We start from the raw sequence: 21778 nt of genomic DNA on the forward strand, positions 1-21778 counted from the left end.
CGATGATCCAGGACGGGACGCGAACCGGTCTGGCGGACCGCTACGGCCGGACCGCGACCGACCTGCGGGTGTCGCTCACGGACCGTTGCAACCTGCGCTGCACGTACTGCATGCCGGAAGAGGGCCTGGACTGGCTCGCGAAACCCGAACTGCTCACCGACGACGAGGTCGTCCGCCTGGTGTCGGTCGCGGTCACGCACCTGGGCGTGCACGAGATCCGCTTCACCGGCGGCGAACCGCTGCTCCGGCGCGGCTTGGTCGGCATCGTCGCCCGTACGACGGAACTCGCGCCCCGCCCCGAGGTGTCGCTGACCACCAACGGGATCGGCCTCGCCCGGCAGGCCGTCGCGCTGAAGGAAGCCGGCCTGGACCGGGTGAATGTGAGCCTCGACACCGTCGACCAGGAAACGTTCAAGAACCTCACCCGCCGGGACCGTTTGCAGGACGTCGTCGCCGGGCTGGAGGCCGCGCACGACGCCGGCCTGACGCCGGTGAAAGTCAATGCGGTCCTCATGCGCGGTGTGAATGACTCGGATGCGCCGCAATTGCTGGAGTTCTGCCTCGAGCGCGGCTACGAATTGCGGTTCATCGAGCAGATGCCGCTGGACGCGCAGCACGGCTGGGACCGGACCACGATGATCACCGCGGACGAGATTCTCGCCCAGCTCACCGAGCGGTTCCATTTGACGCCGGACGACGCGTCGAAGCGGGGCAGCGCGCCGGCCGAGTCGTTCCTGGTCGACGGTGGACCGCAGACGGTCGGCATCATCGCGTCCGTCACGCGGCCGTTCTGCGGGGACTGCGACAGGGTCCGGCTGACCGCCGACGGGCAGGTGCGGGACTGCCTGTTCGCGCGCACCGAGTCCGACCTCCGGACCGCTCTGCGGAACGGCGCCGACGACGCCGAACTCGCCGACCGCTGGCGTCGCGCGATGCTCAACAAACTTCCGGGTCACGGCATCAACGACCCGAGCTTCCTGCAACCGTCCCGCCCGATGTCCGCGATCGGCGGTTGAGCCCATACCGGCCCAATCCGGAAATGTGGTTTTTCGCTATGCGCCATTCATGCTGTGAATGGCTCGACCTCGCGCAGGAATGACCTGCGGTCGAGGAAGTCGGACAAGCTGTCCTTGTGTTCGTCGCAGGCCAGCCAGGTCTTGCGCCGGTCGGGGGTGTGGATCTTCGGGTTGTTCCACAGCAGCGCCCAGGTGGCAGGCTTCCCGCAGCCCCTGGCAGAGCAGCCGGTGGGCACTGTCGGTGCGGCTTCTTCAGTCATCCGCGGGTGTCATTCCTCTGCATTCCTGATGCCTCAATAATCAATAGCCTGGGCAAAATGAAGCGACGTCGGACAGCCACGGGGGGAGCCGTCCGACGCCGCATCAAGTCCCTGAATTCCACACATGAACTTCAGAGCACGCGGGAGATTCTGACACGGATCAGTCCAAGTTTTCCAGTCCCGGCCCAGATCACTTTTCGGTGTCGGCCGGACGGTCCTGAGAAGTGTCCTGGGAAGGGTCTTGAGAAGTGTCGGGATCAGCGGGTACGACGACCGTCGGACGCTCCCCGATCGAAGGTCTCGCGGGTGCCACGTACGGGTCCGCGGCGGGCGTTGTCGCCGATCGCTGGGCATTCGCCAGCACCACCGCGAAGTACGGCAAGGCGATCGCTCCGACGACGAAAAGCCAGCGCCACGGCGACGGGGTGATGACGGCGAGCACGAAGCAGACGATCCGGATCGACATCATCCACGCGTACCGCACGATCCGGCTGTCCAGGTCCTCCGACCGGCCGGGCTGCGCACTCGTCACCGAGATGACGGTCGCGTCGCTCCGCTCATGGCGTTTCGACATCTATCCTCCTCACCAGGAACAACGGTACGCCGCGCTGATCGCCCCGGCGCAGCCAGGCTGGGAGGAATGTGAAATGACCGACCGCACCTACCGCGTGACCGAGATCGTGGGCACTTCGAAGGAAGGCCTGAACCAGGCGATCACCAACGGGATCGCCCGCGCCGGGGAGACGCTGCGCCACCTCGACTGGTTCGAGGTGACCGACATCCGCGGCCATGTCGCCGACAACCAGATCGACCACTACCAGGTGACCATGAAGGTCGGCTTCCGCCTCGAAGACTCCTAAGTCGGATCGCCCGGCCGCAGTGGGATAGCGTTCCTCCGTCCGGCGATGTGAGGAGGGCTTGTGGGTAGGTCTGTGTTGGTGACCGGCGGTAGCCGGGGGATCGGGCTGGCGATCGCCACCGCGTTCAAGGAGGCGGGCGACCAGGTCGCTGTCACGTACAACACCAGCCCGCCGCCGGAGGGCTTCCTCGGCGTGAAGTGCGACATCACCGACCAGGCACAGGTCGACGCCGCCTTCGACACGATCGCCGAGCAGCACGGTCCGGTCGAGGTGCTGGTGGCGAACGCCGGCATCACCCGCGACACGCTGCTGCTGCGGATGTCCGACGACGACTGGGACGCGGTCATCGAGACCAATCTCACCGGATCGTTCCGGGTCGCCCGGCGCGCCGCGAAGGGCATGCTGCGGCTGCGCAAGGGCCGGATCGTGTTCATCTCTTCCGTGGTCGGCCTGCTCGGCTCGCCCGGCCAGGTGAACTACGCGGCCAGCAAGTCCGGCCTGATCGGCATGGCCCGCTCGATCGCCCGCGAGCTCGGCAGCCGCGGCATCACCGCGAACGTCGTCGCGCCCGGCTTCGTCGAGACCGACATGACCGCGGTCCTGCCGGAGGAGACCCAGAAGCAGTACCTGAGCCAGATCCCGCTCGGCCGTTTCGGCCTGACCGAGGAGATCGCGAACGCGGTCCGCTGGCTGTCGTCGGAGGAGGCCGGCTACATCACCGGCGCGGTGATCCCCGTCGACGGCGGCATCGGCATGGGCAACTGAGAAACCTTCACCAGATTCACTAGAAAGGGCATGCCGGTGGGCATCCTCGACGGCAAGCGGATCCTGGTCGCCGGAGTCACCCTCGACTCGTCGATCGGATTCGCCACGGCCAAGGTGGCGCAGGAACAAGGCGCCACCGTGCTGATCTCGAACTTCGGCCGCGCGCTCAGCATCACCAAGCGGATCGCGAAACGGCTGCCGACCGAGCCTCCGGTGCTGGAGCTCGACGTCACGAACGCGGAGCACCTGGCCGCGCTGCCGGACGCCGTCCGTGAGCACGTCGACGGGCTGGACGGGGTCGTGCACTCGATCGCGTACGGCAACCCGGAGACGATCCTCGGCGGCAAGTTCCTGGACGGTCCGTGGGACGACGTGGCGCAGGCCGTCCACGTGTCGGCGTACAGCCTGAAGTCGCTGGCGGTGACCTGCGCTCCGCTGATGAGCCGTGGTAGCAGTGTCGTCGGGATGACCTTCGACGCAACCGTGGCCTGGCCCGGGTACGACTGGATGGGGGTGGCCAAGGCCGCCCTCGAGTCCACCAACCGGTATCTGGCGCGCGACCTCGGCGCCCAGGGCATCCGCTGCAACCTGGTGTCGGCCGGTCCGCTGAAGACCCTCGCCGCGAAGGCGATCCCGGGCTTCGAGAAGTTCGAGGAGCCGTGGCTGGACAAGGCCCCGCTGGGCTGGGACCCGTCCGACCTGGAGCCGACCGGGCGCACCATCGTCGCCCTGCTCAGTGACTTCTTCCCCGCGACGACCGGCGAGATCGTGCACGTCGACGGCGGCTACCACGCGATGGGAGCGTAGTGGCAACTTCTTTGGTAGAGCTCCGCGTTCTCGACGGCGCCAACCTCTACTTCAGCCGGGCCGCGATCAAGCTGACGCTGGACGTGTCGGCGATCGCGGACGCCCCCGCTCCGGCCGCGAAAGCGTACGGACAGGCGATCGGCCTCGGCGCCACCAGGCCCGGCCGGATCGGGTCCGGGTTCCGGCAGCGGTTCGCGATCCGGGTCGTCGGTCACGTCGTACGGCGGATCGCGCGGGAGGCCGGGATCGGGCGGATCGGCGTACGGGTCCGGCCGGAGTCCGACGTACGGCGGCTCGTGGTGGCGTTCCCGTGGGCGCACGAGGGACGGGCGCGGGCGCTCGGGGCGGCGATCGTGGAGGTGCTGGACGCGTTCGGTGCCGACGATCTGAGCGAGCTGATCCACACCGTGGGAGAGCGGGTGCGGGACGAGCCGCCGGGTAACCCGCCGCCGACGCTGCGGCCGAAGGTGCCGGTGGTCGCGGTGACCGGGACGAACGGCAAGACCACGACGTCGCGGATGATCGCGCACATCGGGCGCGCCGCCGGGCTGCACGTCGGCTGGTCGAGCACCGACGGCGTGTACTTCGACGGCGACCTGGTGAAGTACGGCGACTTCTCCGGGCCGAGCGGCGCCGGGCAGGTGCTGTCCCAGCCCGGTATCCAGCTCGCGGTGACCGAGACCGCTCGCGGCGGGATCCTGCGCCGCGGGATCGGCGTCGCGTACAACGACGTCTCGGTGGTCACCAACGTCAGCGCGGACCATCTCGGGCTGGGCGGGATCGACACGGTCGACCAGCTCGCCGAGGTGAAGGCGGTCATCACCCAGATCACCCGGCCACGCGGCTGGTGCGTGGTGAACGGCGACGACCCGCGGACGTTCGCGATGCGGCTCGGGTCGCCGGCCAAGTGCTGGGTGTTCTCCCGCGACCCCGACTCGCCGTCGATCCGAAGCGTCCTCGACGAGGGCGGCCGCGCGACGACCGTGCTCGACGGATTCGTCACGGTGCTCGATCAGTCCCGCGACCCGGAGCCGTTGCTGAAGGTTGTCGACGTACCGATGACGCTGTCCGGCCTGTCGCACTACAACGTCGAGAACACGCTGGCGGCGGCGTCGGCGGCGCTCGGTCTCGGGCTGCCGCGGGCGGCGGTGATCGAGGGTCTGAGTACGTTCGCGCCGAACGAGAACAACCCCGGCCGGATGAACATGTACTCGCTGCGCGACTTCACCGTCGTCATCGACCTCGCGCACAACGAGGCCGGGCTGGAGGCGCTGCTCGAGATCATGAACGGCGTCCGTCCGGACGGCGGCCGGCTGATGCTGGCGCTCGGATCGCCGGGTGACCGGGCCGACGACATGGTCGCGACGCTCGGTGCGATGGGCGCGCGGGCGACCGACCGGATCGCGATCGGCCACAAGAGCGACTACCTGCGCGGACGGCCGCCGGAGGAGCTCGAGGCGGTGTTCCGCGAGGGCGCCGCGTCGGTCGGCGTGGACGACGTACCGGCGTTCCCGACCGAGCTGGCGGCGGCGCAGGCGCTGGTCGCCGAGGCGCGGGCGGGCGATGTGGTGGCGGTCATGTCTCTGCAGGATCGGGCGAGTCTTGACGGCTGGTTGCGGTCCGAGGGAGCTAGTGTCGACACACCGGAGACCTTGAAGAGCAAGGTCGAGAGAGCCCAGCACTAGCCCTGCCGCCGCCATTCCGACGGCACAGTCGGGGTGGGAACGGGGTTGTGTGATGCGCTACCTGTGGTCGATTCCGGCCGCGGTGGTCGCCTGGTTCGTGGGCGGCTTCTCCGCGACGTATCTGAAGGGGCTGCCGGAGGGTACGACGTACTTCGTGCCGCCGCGGATCGATCTGGTGGTGCTCGGCGGGGTCGCCGGCGGCGTGCTGGCCGGGCTGCTGATCGGGCGGATCCGGATCGCCGTACCGGTCGTGCTGATCGTTGCCGCGGGCATGTGGTGGCTGACCGGGAACTCGTTCGGAGATCTGCTGGTCACGTTGCTGGTGGCAAGCGCTCTCGGAGCGTTCTTCGGTGCCCTGGGCACCAGGAGTTCGGTGGTCGCGGCGTTCGCGCTGGCGCTGCCGGTGGCCTGGACCGCGCTGCGGCCGGCCGAGCAACTGGCCGACTGGCGGTGGCTGTGGCAGTTGAACGGTCTCCTGGTCGGCGCCGGGCTCGCGGTGCTGCTGTACGTCGCGTGCTGGAAGCGCGGCTGGCGGTCGGTGGGGTCGTGGATCCCGCTGACCGGGTTCTATCTGGCGTGCTTCGGCATCGTCGCGTCCGTCCGGCTGGTCAGCCAGTCGACCGGGAAGCCGATGGACGCGGTCGGTGACGCGTCGACCGAGGCGTTCTTCCAGTCGTTCGAGCCGCTGCTGCGTGAGTACTGGCCGGGGATGGTGGTCGGCATCCTGCTGGCCATCCCGATGGTGGTGCTCAAGCTCCGCGCCCTCCCGCCGCCACCGCCGCCCCTGGACCCGTACGCCGACAGGTCGAACGACGCCGTACTCTCCGACGATCTCGACTGGATCGACCAGGAAGAACCCCAACGCCGCCTTCTGGCACGCCGCCAGCCCGCCTCCTGAGTCAGCTCGGGCTGGGCGCGGGGTGTCCGGTGGCAGTCAGTGGCGTGACCGCGGTGATCTGGGATTCGGCGGCGTCGACCACCACTGCGAAGAACCTGAACCGGCTGCTGTTCGGCGTACCGATCGCGTCCGTGGTGTAGGTCTTGCCGCCCGCGGTGATCCGGACCTTGCGTGCCTCGGCCGACACCGCACCCATGACCATCGTGAAGTGGATCGGGGACGACAGGTTCGGTACGACCGCCGGGATGGTCCGGTACTTGGCCCGTTGGTCCGGCTGCCAGTTCTCGTAGAAGCAGTCCTTGGTGCCGCCGAAGGCCTTCGCCGGGCCTTCGTCGGTGACGACGAGGCAGCCGGAGCTGTAGTACGACGCGACTGCCCAGCTCTCGTTGGGGATGCTGCCGCTGGCGACATAGAACGCAGGTGCGTACTTGAGCGAGTCCGGCTGCGTCGTGAACGCCGGCTTGTCGGACCAGGGCTCCGGGAGCGGGGTGTACCTGAAATCGAGCTGCTCGGTCCCCATCTTCGGCGCGGGGCTCGTAGAAGGAGTCGCGACGCCGGGCTCTGCCGATCGGATCGAGCCGAGGACCGAGCTCGCGACCACGACAGCGGCAGTCGCGGCCGCCGCGCACACGGCCGCGGCGGTCGTACGGCGACGTACCTGGCGGCGCTTGATCCGCAGCCGGATCGGTGCCGCGGGGTCGGCGGGTTCGGGCCGTTCGTCGGTGAGGACGGCGAGCTTGGCCCCCAGGTCGTCGGGCAGGCGGTCGAGGTTCATGAGATCCCCCTTTCGGTCAGGTCGGCCAGTTCGTCCGGAGTGGCGAACGTGATGTCGGCGCGGAGCGCTTCCAGGCCCCTGCGGGTGTGCTGTTTCACGGCGCCGACCGAGCAGCCGAGGACTTCGGCGACCGTGCGCTCGGACAGGTCCTCGGCGTACCGGAGATAGACGGCCGCGCGTTGTCGTGGGCTCAGGCGCGCCATCGCCTGGCGGAGCGCGAGGCGTTCGTCCACCTGGGCGGTGCCAGGGTCGACGACCGCCTCCGGTGGTGCGTCCGTCGGGCGCTCGCCCAGCCAGCGGCGGCGGCGACCGGACAGGAAGCTGCTGGCGACGATCTTGCGCAGGTACGCCTCGGGGTTCCCGTTCTGCAGCTTCCGCCAGTGGAACCACAGTTTGGTGAACGCGTCCTGCGCGAGGTCTTCCGCCTTCTGATGGTCCAGGGTGAGCGCGTAGGCGAGCCGCGCGGTCGCGGTCCACCGCGCCCGAACGAACTCGTCGAAGTCCTGCTCGGCTCTCATCGGCACACCCCTTACAACGCCTTGGACAGCGTCGCAGGGTGACAGCTCAGCTGAGAAGTTTCTGGCCGAGCCATTCGCCGGTCCGGAAGCCGGGTGGGAGGGCGAAGACGGCGGAGCCGATCGTGGTGGTCCACTCGTTGAGCGCATCGACCGCGTCCAGGCGGGCGAGCAGCGGGAGGAACTGGCCCGCGACGTCCGCCTGGTGGCTGAGGAAGATCAGGCCGGACTCGCGGGTCGCGCCGGTGTCATGGACGTAGTTCAGGCCCTTGCGGAAGATGCGGCGGCCGTCGTTCTCGCTGTGGTGCGAGAGGCGGGCGTGCGCGTTCTGCGCGATGACGAGCCGGCCGTCGCCGTCGCGGGCCTCGAGGTCGAGTTCGTCGTGCTCGGCAGTGCCCGTCAGCGGTGCGCCGGTGGAGAGTTTGCGGCCGACGGCGCGTTCCTGCTCGGAGCGGGTGAGTTCGTCCCAGGTGTCGAGGTTCAGCCGGATTCGCCGTACGACGAGCGTCGTGCCCCCGCGGAACCAGTCGGGGCCCTCGGAGGACCACACGGTCTGGTCGAACTCCGGCGTACCGAACGCGGGGTTGCCGGTGCCGTCGACCTGGCCGAACAGGTTGCGGCCGGTGACCGGTTTGCCGTCCGGGCCGGTGCTGTCCCAGAAGCCGGTCTGGCGCCAGAGCGGGGTCGCGAACGGTTTCGCGTCCGCGATCAACCGGCGTACGGCGTGCACCACGCTGACCGCGTCGTCCGCGCCGACCATCACCAGGAGATCGCCGCCCGACCAGGCCGGCTCCAGCCGATCGTGCTTCATCACGGGCAGATCGTCGAGGCCCGGCGGCCGCTGGCCGGTCAGCTCGAACACCCGCGGCCCGAATCCGACCGTCACCGTCACGCCCTTGTTGGCCACGGCCAGTTCGGGCGCGGTGTCCCCAGGCGCCGGCCGCCCCTCGGCCAGCGCGACGAGGTCACTCGTCCACAGTCGCATCAGCCGCCCGAGCCCGGCCCGATCCGTCCCGAGCTTGAAGCTGACCAACTCCGCAGCGGCCGGCGCGGCGCGCGCGATCCCGGCTTGATGGTCGCCGTACGGCGAAATAGTCCGAGAAACAGGTGCCTCGGCGGTGTCGTTGTCGAGAGCAACGACAGCACCGCCCGTGGCCGCGGCGCCTGCTGCGGCCGCACCGGCGTACCCGAAGAACTGCCGTCTGGTCGTCACTTGGTGTGGTAGTGCTCTTCTTCCTCGGTGAACGCCTTGACCGGGACCTTGAGGTCGTGGGTGGTGTTGTCGGAGAACTTGAGCGTGAGCGGGACCTCGTCACCGGGATTCAGCGGCCGCTTCAGGGACATCAGCATGATGTGGTCGCCGCCGGGGGAGAGGTGGGCGTGGGAGCCGGCGGCGACGGTGATGCCGCCCGGCTTCTCGCGCATCACCATCTTGCCGTCCTGCATCGCCATCTCGTGCAACTGCACCACCCCGGCGATCGGGGAAGTTGCCGAGGTCAACTTCACGTCGGTGTCACCGCGATTGGTCAGCGACAGGAACGCGGCCGTCATCGTGGTGTCCTTCGCGCCGGTCGTCGCCCGCACCCACGCGTCCTCGACCAGCACGCCCGGTGTGGTGACCGCCGCCTCCTGAGTGGCCGGCTTCTCCGTCGAACCACACGATGACACCAGGAACGTGACCACGGCCGCGGCCGCCAGCAACTTCGTCTTCACGCAACAGCCAACGAGACTTGCCCTAGGCAAGTTCCCGCGGCGTCTCCTCTGTGATCTCTTCGTCGGGTTGCACGAAGTCGGGGTCGCCGCCCTCGTCACCGGACCGCGCCCCGGCCTGCGCCAGGTGCGACACCGATTCGAGCTCCGCGAGTACCGACTGATGCTGATCGACACACAGCACCACGAGATCGCCCGGGTTCGACCGCTCCAGCGCGAACCGCACCGCCTCGAGCTCGTCGAGTACGACGTCCACCGTCCGGCACCGCGCGCCGCTCTCCATCGCGGCCCGTACGCCGGCTTTCACCAGTCCTGCCGACTCGCCACGCTTGCGCCCGCGCAGCCGGGCGTCCTCGCGGACGATGACCACGTCGAAGTGCTGCGCCGCGACCTCGCCGAGTTCGCGGATGTCGTCGTCGCGCCGGTCGCCCGCGGTCGCGATCACGCCGATCCGCGACGGCCGCCCGACGTCGGACGACGCGTTCAGGCTCTCCCCGAGCCGGTCGACGAAGTCACCGAGCATCCGCATCGCCGGCGCGTTGTGGCAGTAGTCGACGAGCACGGTGCGACCGTCGACGTCGATCTCGTTCAGCCGGCCCGGCGACAGGTAGTACGACGTACTGAACGTCCGCAGTCCCTGCCGGATGTCGTGCAACGGCGCACCCGCCGCGAACGCCGCCGCGGCCGCCGCCATCGCGTTCTGCACGTTCATCATCGCCCGCCCGCCGAACGTTGCCGGCAGCAAGTGCGTCCACGCGAGCTGCATCGACCGGCGCCCGTGCTTCACGACGATCATGTCGCCCAGGTCCGAGCGCTCCAGCACCACGGCCCGCCCGCCGCGCCGGCAGTGCCCCTCGATGTAGTCGCGGACCTCGCTGCCCGGCTCGGCCATGCTGAACCACACGACCTGCCCCGAGCACTTCCGGCGCATCTTCCGCACCAACGGGTCGTCGGCGTTGAGTACGGCGTACCCGGTCCGCGGCACCGCCTCGACCAGCACGGCCTTCACATCGGCGAGCTGTTCGAGTGTGTCGATCCCGCGCAGGCCGAGGTGATCAGGCTGCACGTTCAGGACGACGGCCACGTCGTTGCGCTCGTACCCGAGCCCCTCGCGCAGGATCCCGCCGCGCGCCACCTCGAACACCGCGAAGTCGACGCGCGGGTTCTGCAGCACCATCCGCGCCGACTTCGGGCCGGACGCGTCCTGCCGGATCACCAGCCGCTCGTCGATCACGATGCCGTCGGTCGACGTCATCCCGACCTTGCGGCCCATGCCCTTGAAGACGTGGCTGATCATCCGCGAGGTGGTCGTCTTCCCGTTCGTCCCGGTGACGGCGACGATCGGGATCCGGCTGACCGCACCGGCCGGGAACAGCATGTCGACCACCGGTTTCGCGATGTACTGCGGTTCGCCGATCGTCGGGTTGGTATGCATCCGGAACCCGGGCGCCGCGTTCACCTCGCAGATCGCGCCGCCGGTCTCCCGCACCGGCTGGGTGATGTCCGGGCAGATGAAGTCGATCCCGGCGATGTCGAGCCCGATCATCCGGGCCGCCTCCTCGGCGATCTCGACGTTCTCCGGGTGCGCCTCCCAGGTCCGGTCGATCGAGATCCCGCCGGTGGACATGTTGCCGGTGAGCGTGAGCTTCACCATCACGTCCTCCGGCGGTACGTCGTCCAGCTCGAACCCCTGGTCGCGGACGAGTCCGCGGGCCGCGTTGTTGATCGTGATCCGGGTCAGGATCTTCTCGTGCCCGACACCGCGCCGCGGGTCGGCGTTGGTGATGTCGACCAGCTCGGACACGGTGTGGACGCCGTCGCCGACCACGTGCGCGGGCACGCGTTCGGCGATCGCCTCCATCCGGCCGTTGATGATCAGGCACCGGTAGTCCTTGCCGGTGACGAAGTTCTCCACGATCACGAACCCGCGCCGGGACTGCTCGGCCGCGATCGGGAACGCCTCCCGGACCGCGTCCGAGTCCTGCAGGTTCAGGCAGACACCGCGGCCGTGGTTGCCGTCGAGCGGCTTGCAGACGACCGGGTAGCCGATCTTGCCGGCGACCGTGACGGCGTCCTCGACCGTGCGGACCGACTCCGACCGCGGCACCGGCAGACCGGCCGAGGCGAGCAGCCGCGTGGTCAGGTCCTTGTCGCTGGCGACGTCGACCGCGATCGAGCCGGTCTCGGACGTCATGGTGGCCCGGATCCGCTTCGCGTGCACGCCCTGCCCGAGCTGGACCAGGCTGGCCTTGTTCAGCCGGATCCACGGGATGTCCCGGGACACCGCCTCGTCCACGATCGCCTGCGTGGACGGGCCGAACGCGGTCCGCTCGGCCTGCTTGATGAACTTCTCCAGCTCGGTGGTGAAGTCGAACGCGGGGTCCGGCTGCACAAGGTTGTTCACGAACCGTACGGCGAGTTCACCCGCCGCGAGCCCGACCGGTTCGTCGGCGTACGCGTAGATGATGTTGTAGACGCCCGGCGAGCCTTTGACCTGGCGCGTCTTGCCGCGGCGCATGTCGTGGCCGGCCTCCTGCTGGAGCTGCAGCGAGACGTGCTCGGCGATGTGGCCGAGCCAGGTGCCTTCGTTCAGGCGCTCGATGAACCCGCCCTTGCGGCCGCGCGAGCAGTGGTGCTGGTCGAGCCGGGGGAGGTCGGCGAGCAGCCGCTCGGTGAAGCCGGGGATGGTGTTCGACGGGAAGTTCTCGAGCGAGCCGAGGTCGACCACCAGGTGGATCGCGGGGTCGTAGCTCCAGATGTTCGGGCCGCGGAAGACGCGGGTCTCGATGATCTTCAGGTCCGGAGCCGGGGTGCCGTGCGTTTCGGTCATGGGTTTCCGTTGTCTGCTTGCGTCGGGTCGGGGGAGTCGGGTTCGGCGCCGGCCGTGATCGGCTCGGTCGCCCCCGGTCTGGACTCCCCGGCCCCGATCGCAGACTTGGCCGACTTCGCCGTACGGCGTCCCGCCCGTCGCTTGTGCTCCTCGTAGTACCTCGGTGACACTCCCTCGGCGGCGATCTCCTTGGCGAGCTTGCGCAGGTCGGCCTCGGCGGCCGCCATCTCGGCGATCTCCTCCGCCGGCGGCTGCGGGCCGTACGACAGCAGGACACGGTTCTGCAGGTCGAACGTCGCGGTGGCCGGAAGGACGTGCAGTACGACGCCAGAGGCGAGGATCGGCTCCGACCGCTTGGCGTTGTGGGCGTTCGACGTGATCCGGGTGCCGTCGAAGATCGTCACCGCGCCACGGCCGACGACCTCCAGGTGGGTGCCGCGGACGACCGCCGCGGTGTCCTCGTCGACGCCGATCCCGAGCAGGCCGGGGGACTGGGCAACGAGCGACAGCAGCCGGCCGTACCGGTTCCGCTGGGCGAAGTGCTGGTCGACGATCGCGCCCTGGACCAGGCCGAGTCCGCTGGACAGCTGGCTCATCCGCTGCCGCGGGGTGGCGCCGGAGCGGCCGAACGCGATCATGTGCTCGGCCAGGATGCTCGCGCCGGCCGACGTACCGCCGACGGCCGCACCGCGCGCGTGAGCGGCGGTGACCGCGCGGCCGAACGCCGTACCGGTGACAACACCCGCGAGCTTCAGCTGGTTGCCGCCGGTCATGAAGACCCCTGTGGCGTCGTTGAGCGGGGCGATGAAGGCCGGGTCGTCCGCGTCCTCCCGGTTCTCCGGGCGTACGCCGACGACGCTCTCGGCGCCGAGGGCCGCGAACAGCGCCCGGTACACGTCGGTCACGTCGGGTCCGAGCGCGGACGCGGTGGGAACCACCACGATCCGCGCCTTGGACCCGCCCGCCGCCTCGACGAACTCCTGCAGCACCGTCCGCTTCTTCAGCTTGTCCTCGGCGCCACCAATCGCAAACAGGGCTCCAGCCCCACCCTGCACATCAGACATACGCGAAGACTAAGTGCTCACCCCACGCCGCACCGCATCCCGGTCACCGCCCCCGCCCCAAAATCCAACTTTGAGAAGCCACCAACCATCCTCGGCGGCGATTCGTGGTTGGTGGCTTCTCAAAGTCGGATCGGCGAGGTTCGACGAGGGGAGTTATCCACAGCGGGACGAGAAGTGCGGCGCGCGGAGGATGGGTTGTGGCGCATCCTGGCCGGATGGATCGGCTGGCTGAGGACGTTCGGCATCGATTGCTGCAGCTCGCTCGGACGCCGCGAGACCGGCAGGTTCTTCTCGCGGCCGGACTGCGAGACGCCGACCTGCGACGCCTCTTGAGGAGGCAGGTTCTGCAGCACCACCACGGGCACTACATCGACAGCCGCTTGGACGAGGAGGTGGCACGGACAGCTTGCGCGCAGGCACTGCACCCAGGCTCGGTTGTCAGTCACTTCAGCGCGGCAGGCCTCGCGGGGCTGCGCACCTGGACGGACAGCCGCCGTCGGTCGGCGCCTCCGACGGCCGCCGTCTGGTTGACACGGCCGGCCACGACGAAGCGGAACCAGCGCCGCCAGGACATCGTCGTACGGCGTGCAAACCTGGACCCGGCCGATGTGTCTCGGCACCTCTGGCTGCCGGTCACCGGCGCGGCGAGGACCGTGGTGGATCTCGCTCGCACCTTGCCGTTCCGCGAGTCGATCGTGACCGTCGACGACGCACTGCGCAGCGGCGTCTCCGTCGATGATCTCGAAAGCGTGATGGAGCGGCAGTTCCAGTGGCCGGGAATCCGTCGGGCGCGGAACACGATCGGCTTCGGCGATCCGAGGTCGGAGTCGGTGCTCGAGTCGATAGCCCGAGCAGTCTTCGCCCTTGCCGGCTTGCCCCTGCCGACCCTCCAGGCCCAGTTCTGGGACGGCACTGCGTGGATGCCCGAACGTGTGGACTTCTGGTGGCCGCAGTTTCGGACGATCGGTGAGGCCGACGGTCTTGCGAAGTACGACAGCGAGAGCCCCGAGGAAAGACGCCGGCAGTTGCGCCGCAGCTACCGGCGTGATCAGCGACTGAGCGATCGGGCTGTAGAGCTCGTGCACTTCGGCTGGGAGGACGTCCTCGATCCGCGATCGGACCTGATCGCCCGCCTCCGCGCAGCCTTCGCAAGAGGCAACTCCCGCCCCGGCGACCCGCCGATCTGGCGTGCCCAAGCCCCCCACGACCCCACCCTCTGGCTCCACGCTGCCTAACACCCCGCCGCCTGATACCCCGCCACCGCACCGTGCCGGCACCTCACCGTCACCGGAGACTTTGAGAAGCCACCAACCATTCTCGGCGGCGATTTGTGGTTGGTGGCTTCTCAAAGTTGGTGCGGCGGTTAGTGGGTGAACGTGAACCAGTTGAGGTTGACGAAGTCGGCGGGTTGGCCGCTGGTGAAGGTTAGGTAGACGTTGTGGGTGCCGGTGACTGCGGTGATGTTGGCGGGGACTGATCGCCAGGACTGCCAGCCGCCGGTGTTGCCGATCGCGAAGGTGCCGATCGGCGCGTTGCTTCGACTGTCCAGGCGTACTTCGACCAGCCCGCTGACTCCGCCTGCTGCGCCGGACGCTACGCGGGCGACGAACTGGGTAGCCGGGGTGCTGCCGAAGTCGATGCTGCTGTAGAGGGCCCAGTCGCCGTTGCCGACCTGCATCAGGTTCTGGCCACCGCCGGTGTCTGCGGTCGTCTCGACACCTGTCCCGCCTTGCTGCTGGAACGACTCGGCCTGCAGGGTGCTGTACGCGCTGCCGCCACCGCCGGGCGGGGGAGTCGTCGGGGGAGGTGTGGTCGGCGGGGTGGTGCCGCCGCCCTTCGACGACACGGCCACGTAGTCCACGATCATCGGCTTGTCGGGCACTGTCGAGGCCCGCGGGGTCGGGCCGTTGAGCGCATCCGGGAACGCTCCGCCGATGGCGACGTTCAGCAGCACGAAGTAGCCAGCGTGCGAGGTCATGTTCGTCCACGTATCAGCCGGCAGTTGTCCCTGACTGATCGAGTGGAACTGCTGTCCGTCGACGTACCAGCGCAACTGGTTCGGCGAGATGCTCGTGTCCCACTCGAAGCGGTACGTGTGGAACCCGGCCTGGCAGGTCGCACCCGGGCAGGCGCGGCTGTTGGCGATCCCACTGGTCTCGTTGCACGGGCCGCCGGGGTTCACGCCGCAGTGCAGCACGCCCCAGACCGAGTTGATCCCGTTGACGTTCTCCATGATGTCGAACTCGCCGATACCCGGCCAGTTCCAGTAGTTCCCGCGGTACGGCGCACCTAGCGCCCAGAACGCCGGCCAGTACCCGAGCGCGGCGTCACCGGTGACGTTCGGCATCTGAATCCGGCTCTCGATCGCCAGCACCCCACCCGTCGGCGGTTTGAAGTCGCTCCGTTGCGTCTCGACCCGGGCCGACGTCCAGTTGCCGGCGCCGTCGCGGCGCGGCGTGATGCGCAGGTTTCCGGTGCCGTCGAGGGAGAGGTTGTTCGGGCTGTTCGTGTAGTTCTGGATCTCGCCGGTACCCCAGTTCCCGGGGCCGCCCGGGTAGCCGTGGCCGGTGTCGATGATCCAGTTGGCCGCGGACGGAAGAGCTCCGCCGGCGCCGTCGAAGTCGTCGCTCCAGACGGTCGTCCATCCGTCGGCGGGCGGCGGGACGCTCGCGTCGGCCGCGACGTTCAGGGTCACCACTGCCAGTAGTGGTGCGAGTAAGGCGAGTGCGACAGGGCGGAATCGCATGATGGCCTCCAGGTTTCGGTAAGGCCAATGGGAGCGCTCTCATGGCGCGCTGTCAACAGCTCGTCACAGACCGGATCAGAGCGACCGGCGGTACACCGTTGTACTGCGTCGTACCTGCATGCCGAGGCGTTCGTACATCGCCAGGGCGCCGGTGCCGGAGTGGGTCCAGAGCGTCAGGGACTGTTTGCCGCGGTGGCCGGCTGCTTCGGCCGCGAACGTGAGCAGTGCGCGGGCCAGGCCGCGGCCGCGGAAGTCTCGGCGTACGGCGACCTGTTCGACGAAGCCGTCGGGTGAGTGGGGGAGGTGCAGGCTGAGGGCCACGCCGATCACTTCGTCACCGGCGACCGCGACTGGTGACAACTCGGGGTCGAAGCTGGGGCGCTCGATGGTCGTCTTGGCCCACTCTTCGTACTCGTGCCGCCGTGGCTGCCACTCGTCGAAAGCGTCCTGCACGACCTGGTGCACGACGTGCGCGTCGCCCGGCGCGAACGGCCGCAGCGTGACTCCTTCGGGCGGCGCGGGAGCAGCACCCGACACCGGTCGTTCGAGCAGCCAGTTCGTCGCGAGTACGTCGTACCCGCGGGAGCGGAGCAACGCCGTACCAGCCTCGTCCGCGTCGTCGACCGTTTGCGCGAGCCAGTCGCTGCCGTGCTCTCTCGCGCGTGCCTCTGCCCAGCCGAGCAGCTCAGTCCCGAGACCCAGACCGACGTGTGACGGATGTACGTCGACCTGCGCGCGCCGACCGCCGTGTACCCAAGCCCAGGCCACGAGCTCGTCGTCGGATTCGATCACCCGGGTGTCGAGGTCGAGGGTGATGAGGGGCCGTTGCAGATCGGCGGCCACCGCGTCGGGGGCCGACTCCGCCTGCCCGTGCCAGAGCTTCTCCGCCGCGGCGATCAGGCGGTGGATCGCGGGCGCGTCGTCAAGAGTTGCGGGGCGGGTCGAGAAGTCCATAGACCCGATCGTGCCGCATCAGGCCGGGGTATCCGCGTCCGCGGCTTCGACTTCCTCGCGGGTGATGCCGAGCAGGTAGAGGATCGTGTCCAGGTACGGAACGCTCAGGTGGGTGTCGGCGGCCGCGCGGACGACCGGCTTGGCGTTGAACGCGACGCCGAGGCCGGCGGCGGCCAGCATGTCGAGGTCGTTGGCGCCGTCGCCGATCGCGACCGTCTGGGACAACGGCGTACCGGACCGCTGGGCGAACTGCCGCAGCGCGGTCGCCTTGCCGGGGCGGTCGACGATCTCGCCGACGACGCGGCCGGTGAGAACGCCGTCGACGATCTCCAGCTCGTTGGCCTTCGCGTAGTCGATGCCGAGTTCAGCGGCCAGCTTGTCGGTGATCTGGCTGAACCCGCCGCTGACGATCGCGAACTGGTACCCGAGCCGCTTGAGCGTGCGGACCAGCGTGCGCGCACCCGGCGCCAGCTCGATCGCGGCGTAAACCTCGTCGAGGGCCGTCGCGGGCAGGCCTTCGAGGGCCGCGACCCGGTTCCGCAGAGAGTCCTCGAAGTCCAGTTCGCCGCGCATCGCCTGCTCGGTGACGGCGGCGACCTCGGCCAGCCGGCCGGCGTGGTCGGCGAGCATCTCGATGACCTCGCCCTGGATCAGCGTCGAGTCGACGTCCATCACGATCAGCCGCTTGGCCCGCCGGTACAGCCCGCCGTCCTGGACGGCGATGTCCAGGCCCTGCCGGACACCTTCCAGCGCGAGCACGGTCCGGAGGACTTCGGGATCGGTGCCGGAGACGGCGAACTCCATCGCGGTCACCGGGTACCGCGCCATCCGGCTGATCCGGTCGATGTTGGCGCCGGTGTCGGCGATCCGGCCGGCCACCGCGGCGAGTCCGGCCGCGGACAGCGGGCGGCCGATCACGGTCACCTGGCTGCGGCCCTTGCGCCGCGGCTCGTTGTCGCCGACACCTTTCTTCACCGAGATGTCGACGTCGATGATGTCGGCGAGCGCCTTCAGCTCTTCCTTGAGTTGCTTGTGGTCGCGTGGCGCGGACAGCAGGACGCCGAGGATCAGCCGGCCCCGGAGGACGACCTGCTCGGCGTCGATCACCTCGAGCCCACGGGTCGCGAGCGTCGACAGTACGGCGGACGTGAGCCCCGGCCGGTCGCTGCCCGTCAACGTCACCAGCACCGTCGGCCGGTCCGCCGACCCGCTCTCAACCTCACTGAGCTCTGTCATCGCACCCCGAACGCTACCTAAATGAGATGACGGTCCAGTGTCCGGTCCAAATCTCAGGCATGAACCGGCGGTGCGCAGGCGGCCACCAACGCCCGCCGCGCCGCCGCGGCCAGCTCGAGCAGCGCCCGCCGGCGAGCGTCGGCCTCGGCCCCGGTGACCGCCGCACCGTCGTCGTCGAGAGCGGCGTCCGCGATCGCGAGACAGCGCCGGGCCGTCGCCGCGGTCTTCACCGCGCGTGGCTCGTACCCCGGAGCCAGATCGTCACCACGTCCCTGGCCGATCCGCCGAATGTCGATCAGCGCGTCCGCGACCTCCGGCTTCCAGCGCGCGACATCCAGCGCGGCCAACGACTCGGCCGCGTCGATCAGCGCCATCCGCAACCCACGGTCCGACTCACCGAGATCGGCAGGCAGCGGCGAAGCGGCCGGTAGCACGGTCCACTGCACGGCCGGACCGACGTACGCCGGAACGAGTCCGAGCTCCGGCCCCGTGAGTACGACGGCCTCACCGGTCTCCAAGGCGGCCTCGTTGAACGTCGGCGGTCCGGCCAGGCCGATCGGGTCACCCGGCACCGGCAGGGCGAGATGCGCCTGCGTCGTACCCGCGGCGCGCAGCAGATTGAGCGCGACCGGAAGGGTGGCCGGCTCGGGGTGACCGGCGAGGCCCGCGACATGGTGACCGACGTCGTCACCGAGGATCTTCTGCGCGGCGGTGTCGGGGTCGCAGGCGCCGGTCAGCATCGCGTTGGTCCACACCGTGAACCGAACCGAGGCAGAGGTCGTCAACACGCCCGCAAGTCTCTCACCACCCGACGACCGCGCGCCGACCGCGACCCCTTAGGTTTTGTGCATGACTGCAGTGGTGGAGCTGGCCGGTGTGACGATCGTCCGCGGTGACGCGCGGCTGCTCGACGGGATCGACTGGACGGTCGACGAGGCCGACCGGTGGGTGGTGATCGGCCCGAACGGCGCCGGTAAGACGACGCTGCTGCAGATCCTCGCCGCCCAGATGCACCCGACGGCCGGTGTCGCCGGACTGCTCGGTGAGGTGCTGGGCGCGGTCGACGTCTTCGAGCTGCGGCCCCGGATCGGACTGACCAGCGCCGCGCTCGCCGACCGGTTGCCGAAGAGCGAGCGGGTCTCCGACGTCGTCATGTCGGCGTCGTACGCCGTCCTCGGCCGCTGGATCGAGGAGTACGACGAACTGGACCACGCACGCGCCAACGCGTTGCTGGCCGAGCTCGGGATCGCGCACCTGGCCGACCGCACGTTCGGCACGCTGTCCGAGGGGGAGCGCAAGCGCGTCCAGATCGCCCGCGCGCTGATGACCGACCCCGAACTGATGCTGATGGACGAGCCCGCGGCCGGTCTCGACCTGACCGGACGCGAGCAACTGGTCCGCTCGCTCAGCTCGATCGCGACCGCGGTCGGCGCGCCCGCGATGGTGCTCGTCACGCACCACGTCGAAGAGATCCCGCCCGGCTTCACCCACGCCCTGCTCCTCAAGCAGGGCCGCATCGTCGCCGCCGGCCCGATGGACGAGGCGCTGACCGCCGAGACCCTCAGCGACACCTTCGACCTGGCCCTCACCCTCAAGCAAGAGGACGGCCGCTACACAGCCCGCGCCCTCTGACCACCAATTTGCCTGGCTCACCCACCAATTTGCCTGGCAGACCCAGCAACTTGTGGGTTCTGGACTCTGGTTGCGGGTCAGGAACCCCCGAACTGGTGGGTTAGCCAGGGAAATGCGGTTGGGTGGGGGAGCGGTGGGGGGTGATGACGCGTCCAACATCTGCTTGAAAGCCCCCGAGGTAGATAGGCTTGGGAAATGATGGATTGGCTGCGGGACAACCTGTGGGCGGCGTGGCTGACGATCGCTGCCGTCCTCGGCCTGGCTGAACTGGCCTCGCTGGACTTCACGTTGCTGATGCTGGCGGCCGGTGCGCTCACCGCGGCCGGTGTGGCGGCGTTCTTACCGGGGCTGCTGTGGCTGCAGATCGTCGTCGGGCTGATCACCGCGGCCGCGATGCTCGCCGCGATCCGGCCGATGATCGTCCGGAAGATCCATCACGGCCAGGAGCTGAAGACCGGCTCGGCCCATGTGATCGGCAAGTCCGGCCTCGTGATCAAGGAGATCCACCCCGACGGCGGCGGTTCGATCCGGCTCGGCGGCGAGCTGTGGACGGCGCGTCCGTACGACGAGGTGTCGACGATCGCCCCGGGGACGCGCGTCGAGGTGATGTCGATCGACGGCGCGACCGCGGTCGTGTACCCGGTCGGCGAGCCGTTGCACCACCAACTGGACATGCCTGAACCGACCCAGGACCCCAAGCCGACGGACCCGCCGAAGAGCTGAAGCCGGATTGGCGTTGAGTGGTCCCCTCGGCGCAGTAGTGTCGGAGGTGCGGGACGGTTGAAGTAGCTCTCCGTCCTGAGGGTCCGTTCGAGTGGAGGGTCAAAGTGACCGCGTTCCTCATAGTCCTGGCACTGGTCGCGCTGGTTGTGATCGTGACCTTGGTCAAGTCCGTCCGGGTGGTGTCGCAGCAGACCGTCGGCATCGTCGAACGGTTCGGTAAGTTCAAGACCGGCCTGCAGCCGGGCCTGAACCTGCTGACCCCGTTCGTCGACAAGGTCCGCTACACCATCGACATGCGCGAGCAGGTGGTCGCATTCCCGCCGCAGGGCGTCATCACCGAGGACAACCTGATGGTGTCGATCGACTCCGTCATCTACTTCCAGGTGAACGACCCGGTGCGCGCGACGTACGAGATCTCCAACTACATCCAGGCCATCGAGCAGCTCACCATGACCACGCTGCGGAACATCATCGGCGGCATGGACCTGGAGCAGACCCTGACCTCGCGTGAAGAGATCAACGAGAAGCTCCGGTACGTGCTGGACGAGGCGACCGGCAAATGGGGCATCCGCGTCAACCGCGTCGAGCTGCGCTCGATCGACCCGCCGCCGTCGATCCAGGACTCGATGGAGAAGCAGATGCGCGCCGACCGTGACAAGCGCGCCGCGATCCTCACCGCGGAAGGTATGCGGCAGTCGGCCGTCCTGTCCGCCGAGGGTCAGAAGCAGTCCTCGATCCTGACCGCCGAAGGCGACAAGCAGTCCCGGATCCTGCGGGCGCAGGCGGAGCGGGAAGCGCGGATCCTGAAGGCGCAGGGTGAGGCGCAGGCCATCACCACGGTCTTCAACGCGATCCACGCCGGCAAGCCGGACCAGGGTCTGCTCGCGTACCAGTACCTGCAGATGCTGCCGTCGATCGCCCAGGGCGACGCGAACAAGCTGTGGATCGTGCCCAGCGAGATCGGCGACGCGCTCAAGGGTCTCGGCAGCGCGGTCGGCCAGGTGGCGGGTATCACGCAGCAGGCCGAGGGCAACTGGGAGGCCCCGCAGTTGGACAACGGCCAGGTGCCGGAGATCGACACCGCCGCGCCACCGGCAGCGGTGGCCGAGGCCGACAACGCGGTCCGCGAGGCGATCGCCGCGGCCGAGTCCGCGGCCGTGAGCAGCCGCAGCCAGGCTGCGCCCAGCTCCCCGTCGATCCCGCCGCCGGCTCCGTCGCAGGAGCCGCCGGCGCAGGAACCGCCGCAGCGCTGACCACACCAGAGCCCTCCCGAACTGTTTGGTTCGGGAGGGCTCTTGCGTG

At 69.1% G+C, this 21778-nt stretch carries 22 protein-coding genes; 10 read left to right on the forward strand and 12 right to left on the reverse strand.

Features of this window, described 5'->3' with window-relative positions; all coding sequences use genetic code 11:
- Nucleotides 1-2 precede the first annotated feature (2 nt).
- A complete protein-coding gene (gene moaA / locus OHB24_RS30550) occupies nucleotides 3-1016 on the forward strand; it encodes a GTP 3',8-cyclase MoaA (protein WP_327641126.1) in 1014 nt (337 codons plus the stop codon).
- Nucleotides 1017-1063: 47 nt separating this feature from the next.
- Here moaA and OHB24_RS30555 read toward each other — a convergent pair whose 3' ends face one another.
- Complete coding sequence (locus OHB24_RS30555; RefSeq protein ID WP_327634317.1) at nucleotides 1064-1276, reverse strand: hypothetical protein; 213 nt, start codon at nucleotides 1274-1276, stop codon at nucleotides 1064-1066.
- 190 nt (nucleotides 1277-1466) lie between these two features.
- Nucleotides 1467-1850: a DUF3099 domain-containing protein gene (locus OHB24_RS30560; protein ID WP_327634318.1), complete on the reverse strand. Its 384-nt coding sequence runs from the start codon at nucleotides 1848-1850 to the stop codon at nucleotides 1467-1469.
- A 73-nt stretch (nucleotides 1851-1923) separates the two neighbouring features.
- Here OHB24_RS30560 and OHB24_RS30565 point away from each other — a divergent pair, with 73 nt between their 5' ends.
- From OHB24_RS30565 to OHB24_RS30585, 5 genes are read left to right on the forward strand one after another with little or no spacing between them, the layout of a single operon-like run.
- On the forward strand, nucleotides 1924-2136 hold the full coding sequence (locus OHB24_RS30565; RefSeq protein ID WP_327634319.1) for a dodecin: 213 nt from the start codon (nucleotides 1924-1926) through the stop codon (nucleotides 2134-2136).
- Nucleotides 2137-2196: 60 nt separating this feature from the next.
- Entirely contained in the window at nucleotides 2197-2901 is a 705-nt protein-coding gene (gene fabG / locus OHB24_RS30570; RefSeq protein ID WP_131295548.1) for a 3-oxoacyl-[acyl-carrier-protein] reductase, read from the forward strand.
- A gap of 36 nt (nucleotides 2902-2937) precedes the next feature.
- On the forward strand, nucleotides 2938-3708 hold the full coding sequence (gene fabI / locus OHB24_RS30575) for an enoyl-ACP reductase FabI (protein WP_442914007.1): 771 nt from the start codon (nucleotides 2938-2940) through the stop codon (nucleotides 3706-3708).
- Nucleotides 3708-5393 carry a Mur ligase family protein gene (locus OHB24_RS30580; protein ID WP_327634321.1) on the forward strand — a complete coding sequence of 562 codons (1686 nt, stop codon included), beginning with the start codon at nucleotides 3708-3710 and terminating at the stop codon, nucleotides 5391-5393. The genes fabI and OHB24_RS30580 overlap by 1 nt, the downstream gene beginning before the upstream one ends.
- Nucleotides 5394-5445: 52 nt before the next feature.
- A complete protein-coding gene (locus OHB24_RS30585; RefSeq protein ID WP_327634322.1) occupies nucleotides 5446-6291 on the forward strand; it encodes a hypothetical protein in 846 nt (281 codons plus the stop codon).
- A gap of 1 nt (nucleotide 6292) precedes the next feature.
- Here the strand turns inward: OHB24_RS30585 and OHB24_RS30590 are convergent, their stop codons facing one another.
- From OHB24_RS30590 to OHB24_RS30615, 6 genes are read right to left on the reverse strand one after another with little or no spacing between them, the layout of a single operon-like run.
- On the reverse strand, nucleotides 6293-7066 hold the full coding sequence (locus OHB24_RS30590; RefSeq protein ID WP_327634323.1) for a hypothetical protein: 774 nt from the start codon (nucleotides 7064-7066) through the stop codon (nucleotides 6293-6295).
- A complete protein-coding gene (locus tag OHB24_RS30595) occupies nucleotides 7063-7584 on the reverse strand; it encodes a SigE family RNA polymerase sigma factor (RefSeq protein ID WP_327634324.1) in 522 nt (173 codons plus the stop codon). The genes OHB24_RS30590 and OHB24_RS30595 overlap by 4 nt, the downstream gene beginning before the upstream one ends.
- Nucleotides 7585-7630: 46 nt before the next feature.
- Nucleotides 7631-8794, reverse strand: a complete 1164-nt coding sequence (locus OHB24_RS30600; RefSeq protein WP_327634325.1) for a Dyp-type peroxidase — start codon at nucleotides 8792-8794, stop codon at nucleotides 7631-7633.
- Nucleotides 8791-9294, reverse strand: a complete 504-nt coding sequence (locus OHB24_RS30605) for a copper chaperone PCu(A)C (protein WP_327634326.1) — start codon at nucleotides 9292-9294, stop codon at nucleotides 8791-8793. The genes OHB24_RS30600 and OHB24_RS30605 overlap by 4 nt, the downstream gene beginning before the upstream one ends.
- 22 nt (nucleotides 9295-9316) lie before the next feature.
- Nucleotides 9317-12121 carry a cyanophycin synthetase gene (gene cphA, locus OHB24_RS30610; RefSeq protein ID WP_327634327.1) on the reverse strand — a complete coding sequence of 935 codons (2805 nt, stop codon included), beginning with the start codon at nucleotides 12119-12121 and terminating at the stop codon, nucleotides 9317-9319.
- Nucleotides 12118-13185 (reverse strand): cyanophycinase, encoded by a 1068-nt coding sequence (locus OHB24_RS30615; RefSeq protein ID WP_327634328.1) that lies wholly within the window; start codon nucleotides 13183-13185, stop codon nucleotides 12118-12120. Before OHB24_RS30615 ends, cphA begins: the two co-directional genes overlap by 4 nt.
- A 215-nt stretch (nucleotides 13186-13400) precedes the next feature.
- Between OHB24_RS30615 and OHB24_RS30620 the strand changes: the two genes are divergently transcribed.
- Entirely contained in the window at nucleotides 13401-14420 is a 1020-nt protein-coding gene (locus OHB24_RS30620; protein WP_327634329.1) for a hypothetical protein, read from the forward strand.
- Nucleotides 14421-14548: 128 nt separating this feature from the next.
- Here the strand turns inward: OHB24_RS30620 and OHB24_RS30625 are convergent, their stop codons facing one another.
- The 4 genes from OHB24_RS30625 to OHB24_RS30640 form a co-directional block, all read right to left on the reverse strand.
- Complete coding sequence (locus OHB24_RS30625; RefSeq protein WP_327634330.1) at nucleotides 14549-15931, reverse strand: glycoside hydrolase family 16 protein; 1383 nt, start codon at nucleotides 15929-15931, stop codon at nucleotides 14549-14551.
- Between the two features lie 75 nt (nucleotides 15932-16006).
- Nucleotides 16007-16885 (reverse strand): GNAT family N-acetyltransferase, encoded by an 879-nt coding sequence (locus OHB24_RS30630; RefSeq protein WP_327634331.1) that lies wholly within the window; start codon nucleotides 16883-16885, stop codon nucleotides 16007-16009.
- Between the two features lie 18 nt (nucleotides 16886-16903).
- On the reverse strand, nucleotides 16904-18121 hold the full coding sequence (gene serB, locus OHB24_RS30635) for a phosphoserine phosphatase SerB (RefSeq protein WP_327634332.1): 1218 nt from the start codon (nucleotides 18119-18121) through the stop codon (nucleotides 16904-16906).
- 53 nt (nucleotides 18122-18174) lie between these two features.
- Complete coding sequence (locus OHB24_RS30640) at nucleotides 18175-18909, reverse strand: hypothetical protein (RefSeq protein WP_327634333.1); 735 nt, start codon at nucleotides 18907-18909, stop codon at nucleotides 18175-18177.
- A 61-nt stretch (nucleotides 18910-18970) separates the two neighbouring features.
- Between OHB24_RS30640 and OHB24_RS30645 the strand changes: the two genes are divergently transcribed.
- From OHB24_RS30645 to OHB24_RS30655, 3 genes are all read left to right on the forward strand, one after another.
- Entirely contained in the window at nucleotides 18971-19753 is a 783-nt protein-coding gene (locus tag OHB24_RS30645) for an ABC transporter ATP-binding protein (protein WP_327634334.1), read from the forward strand.
- 195 nt (nucleotides 19754-19948) lie between these two features.
- The gene (locus OHB24_RS30650; protein ID WP_327634335.1) at nucleotides 19949-20476 is read left to right on the forward strand and encodes an NfeD family protein; all 528 of its coding nucleotides are present in this window, start codon (nucleotides 19949-19951) and stop codon (nucleotides 20474-20476) included.
- A gap of 104 nt (nucleotides 20477-20580) precedes the next feature.
- A complete protein-coding gene (locus OHB24_RS30655; protein ID WP_327634336.1) occupies nucleotides 20581-21729 on the forward strand; it encodes an SPFH domain-containing protein in 1149 nt (382 codons plus the stop codon).
- Nucleotides 21730-21778 lie beyond the last annotated feature (49 nt).

This window comes from Kribbella sp. NBC_00482, assembly GCF_036013725.1.
Lineage (GTDB): Bacteria > Actinomycetota > Actinomycetes > Propionibacteriales > Kribbellaceae > Kribbella.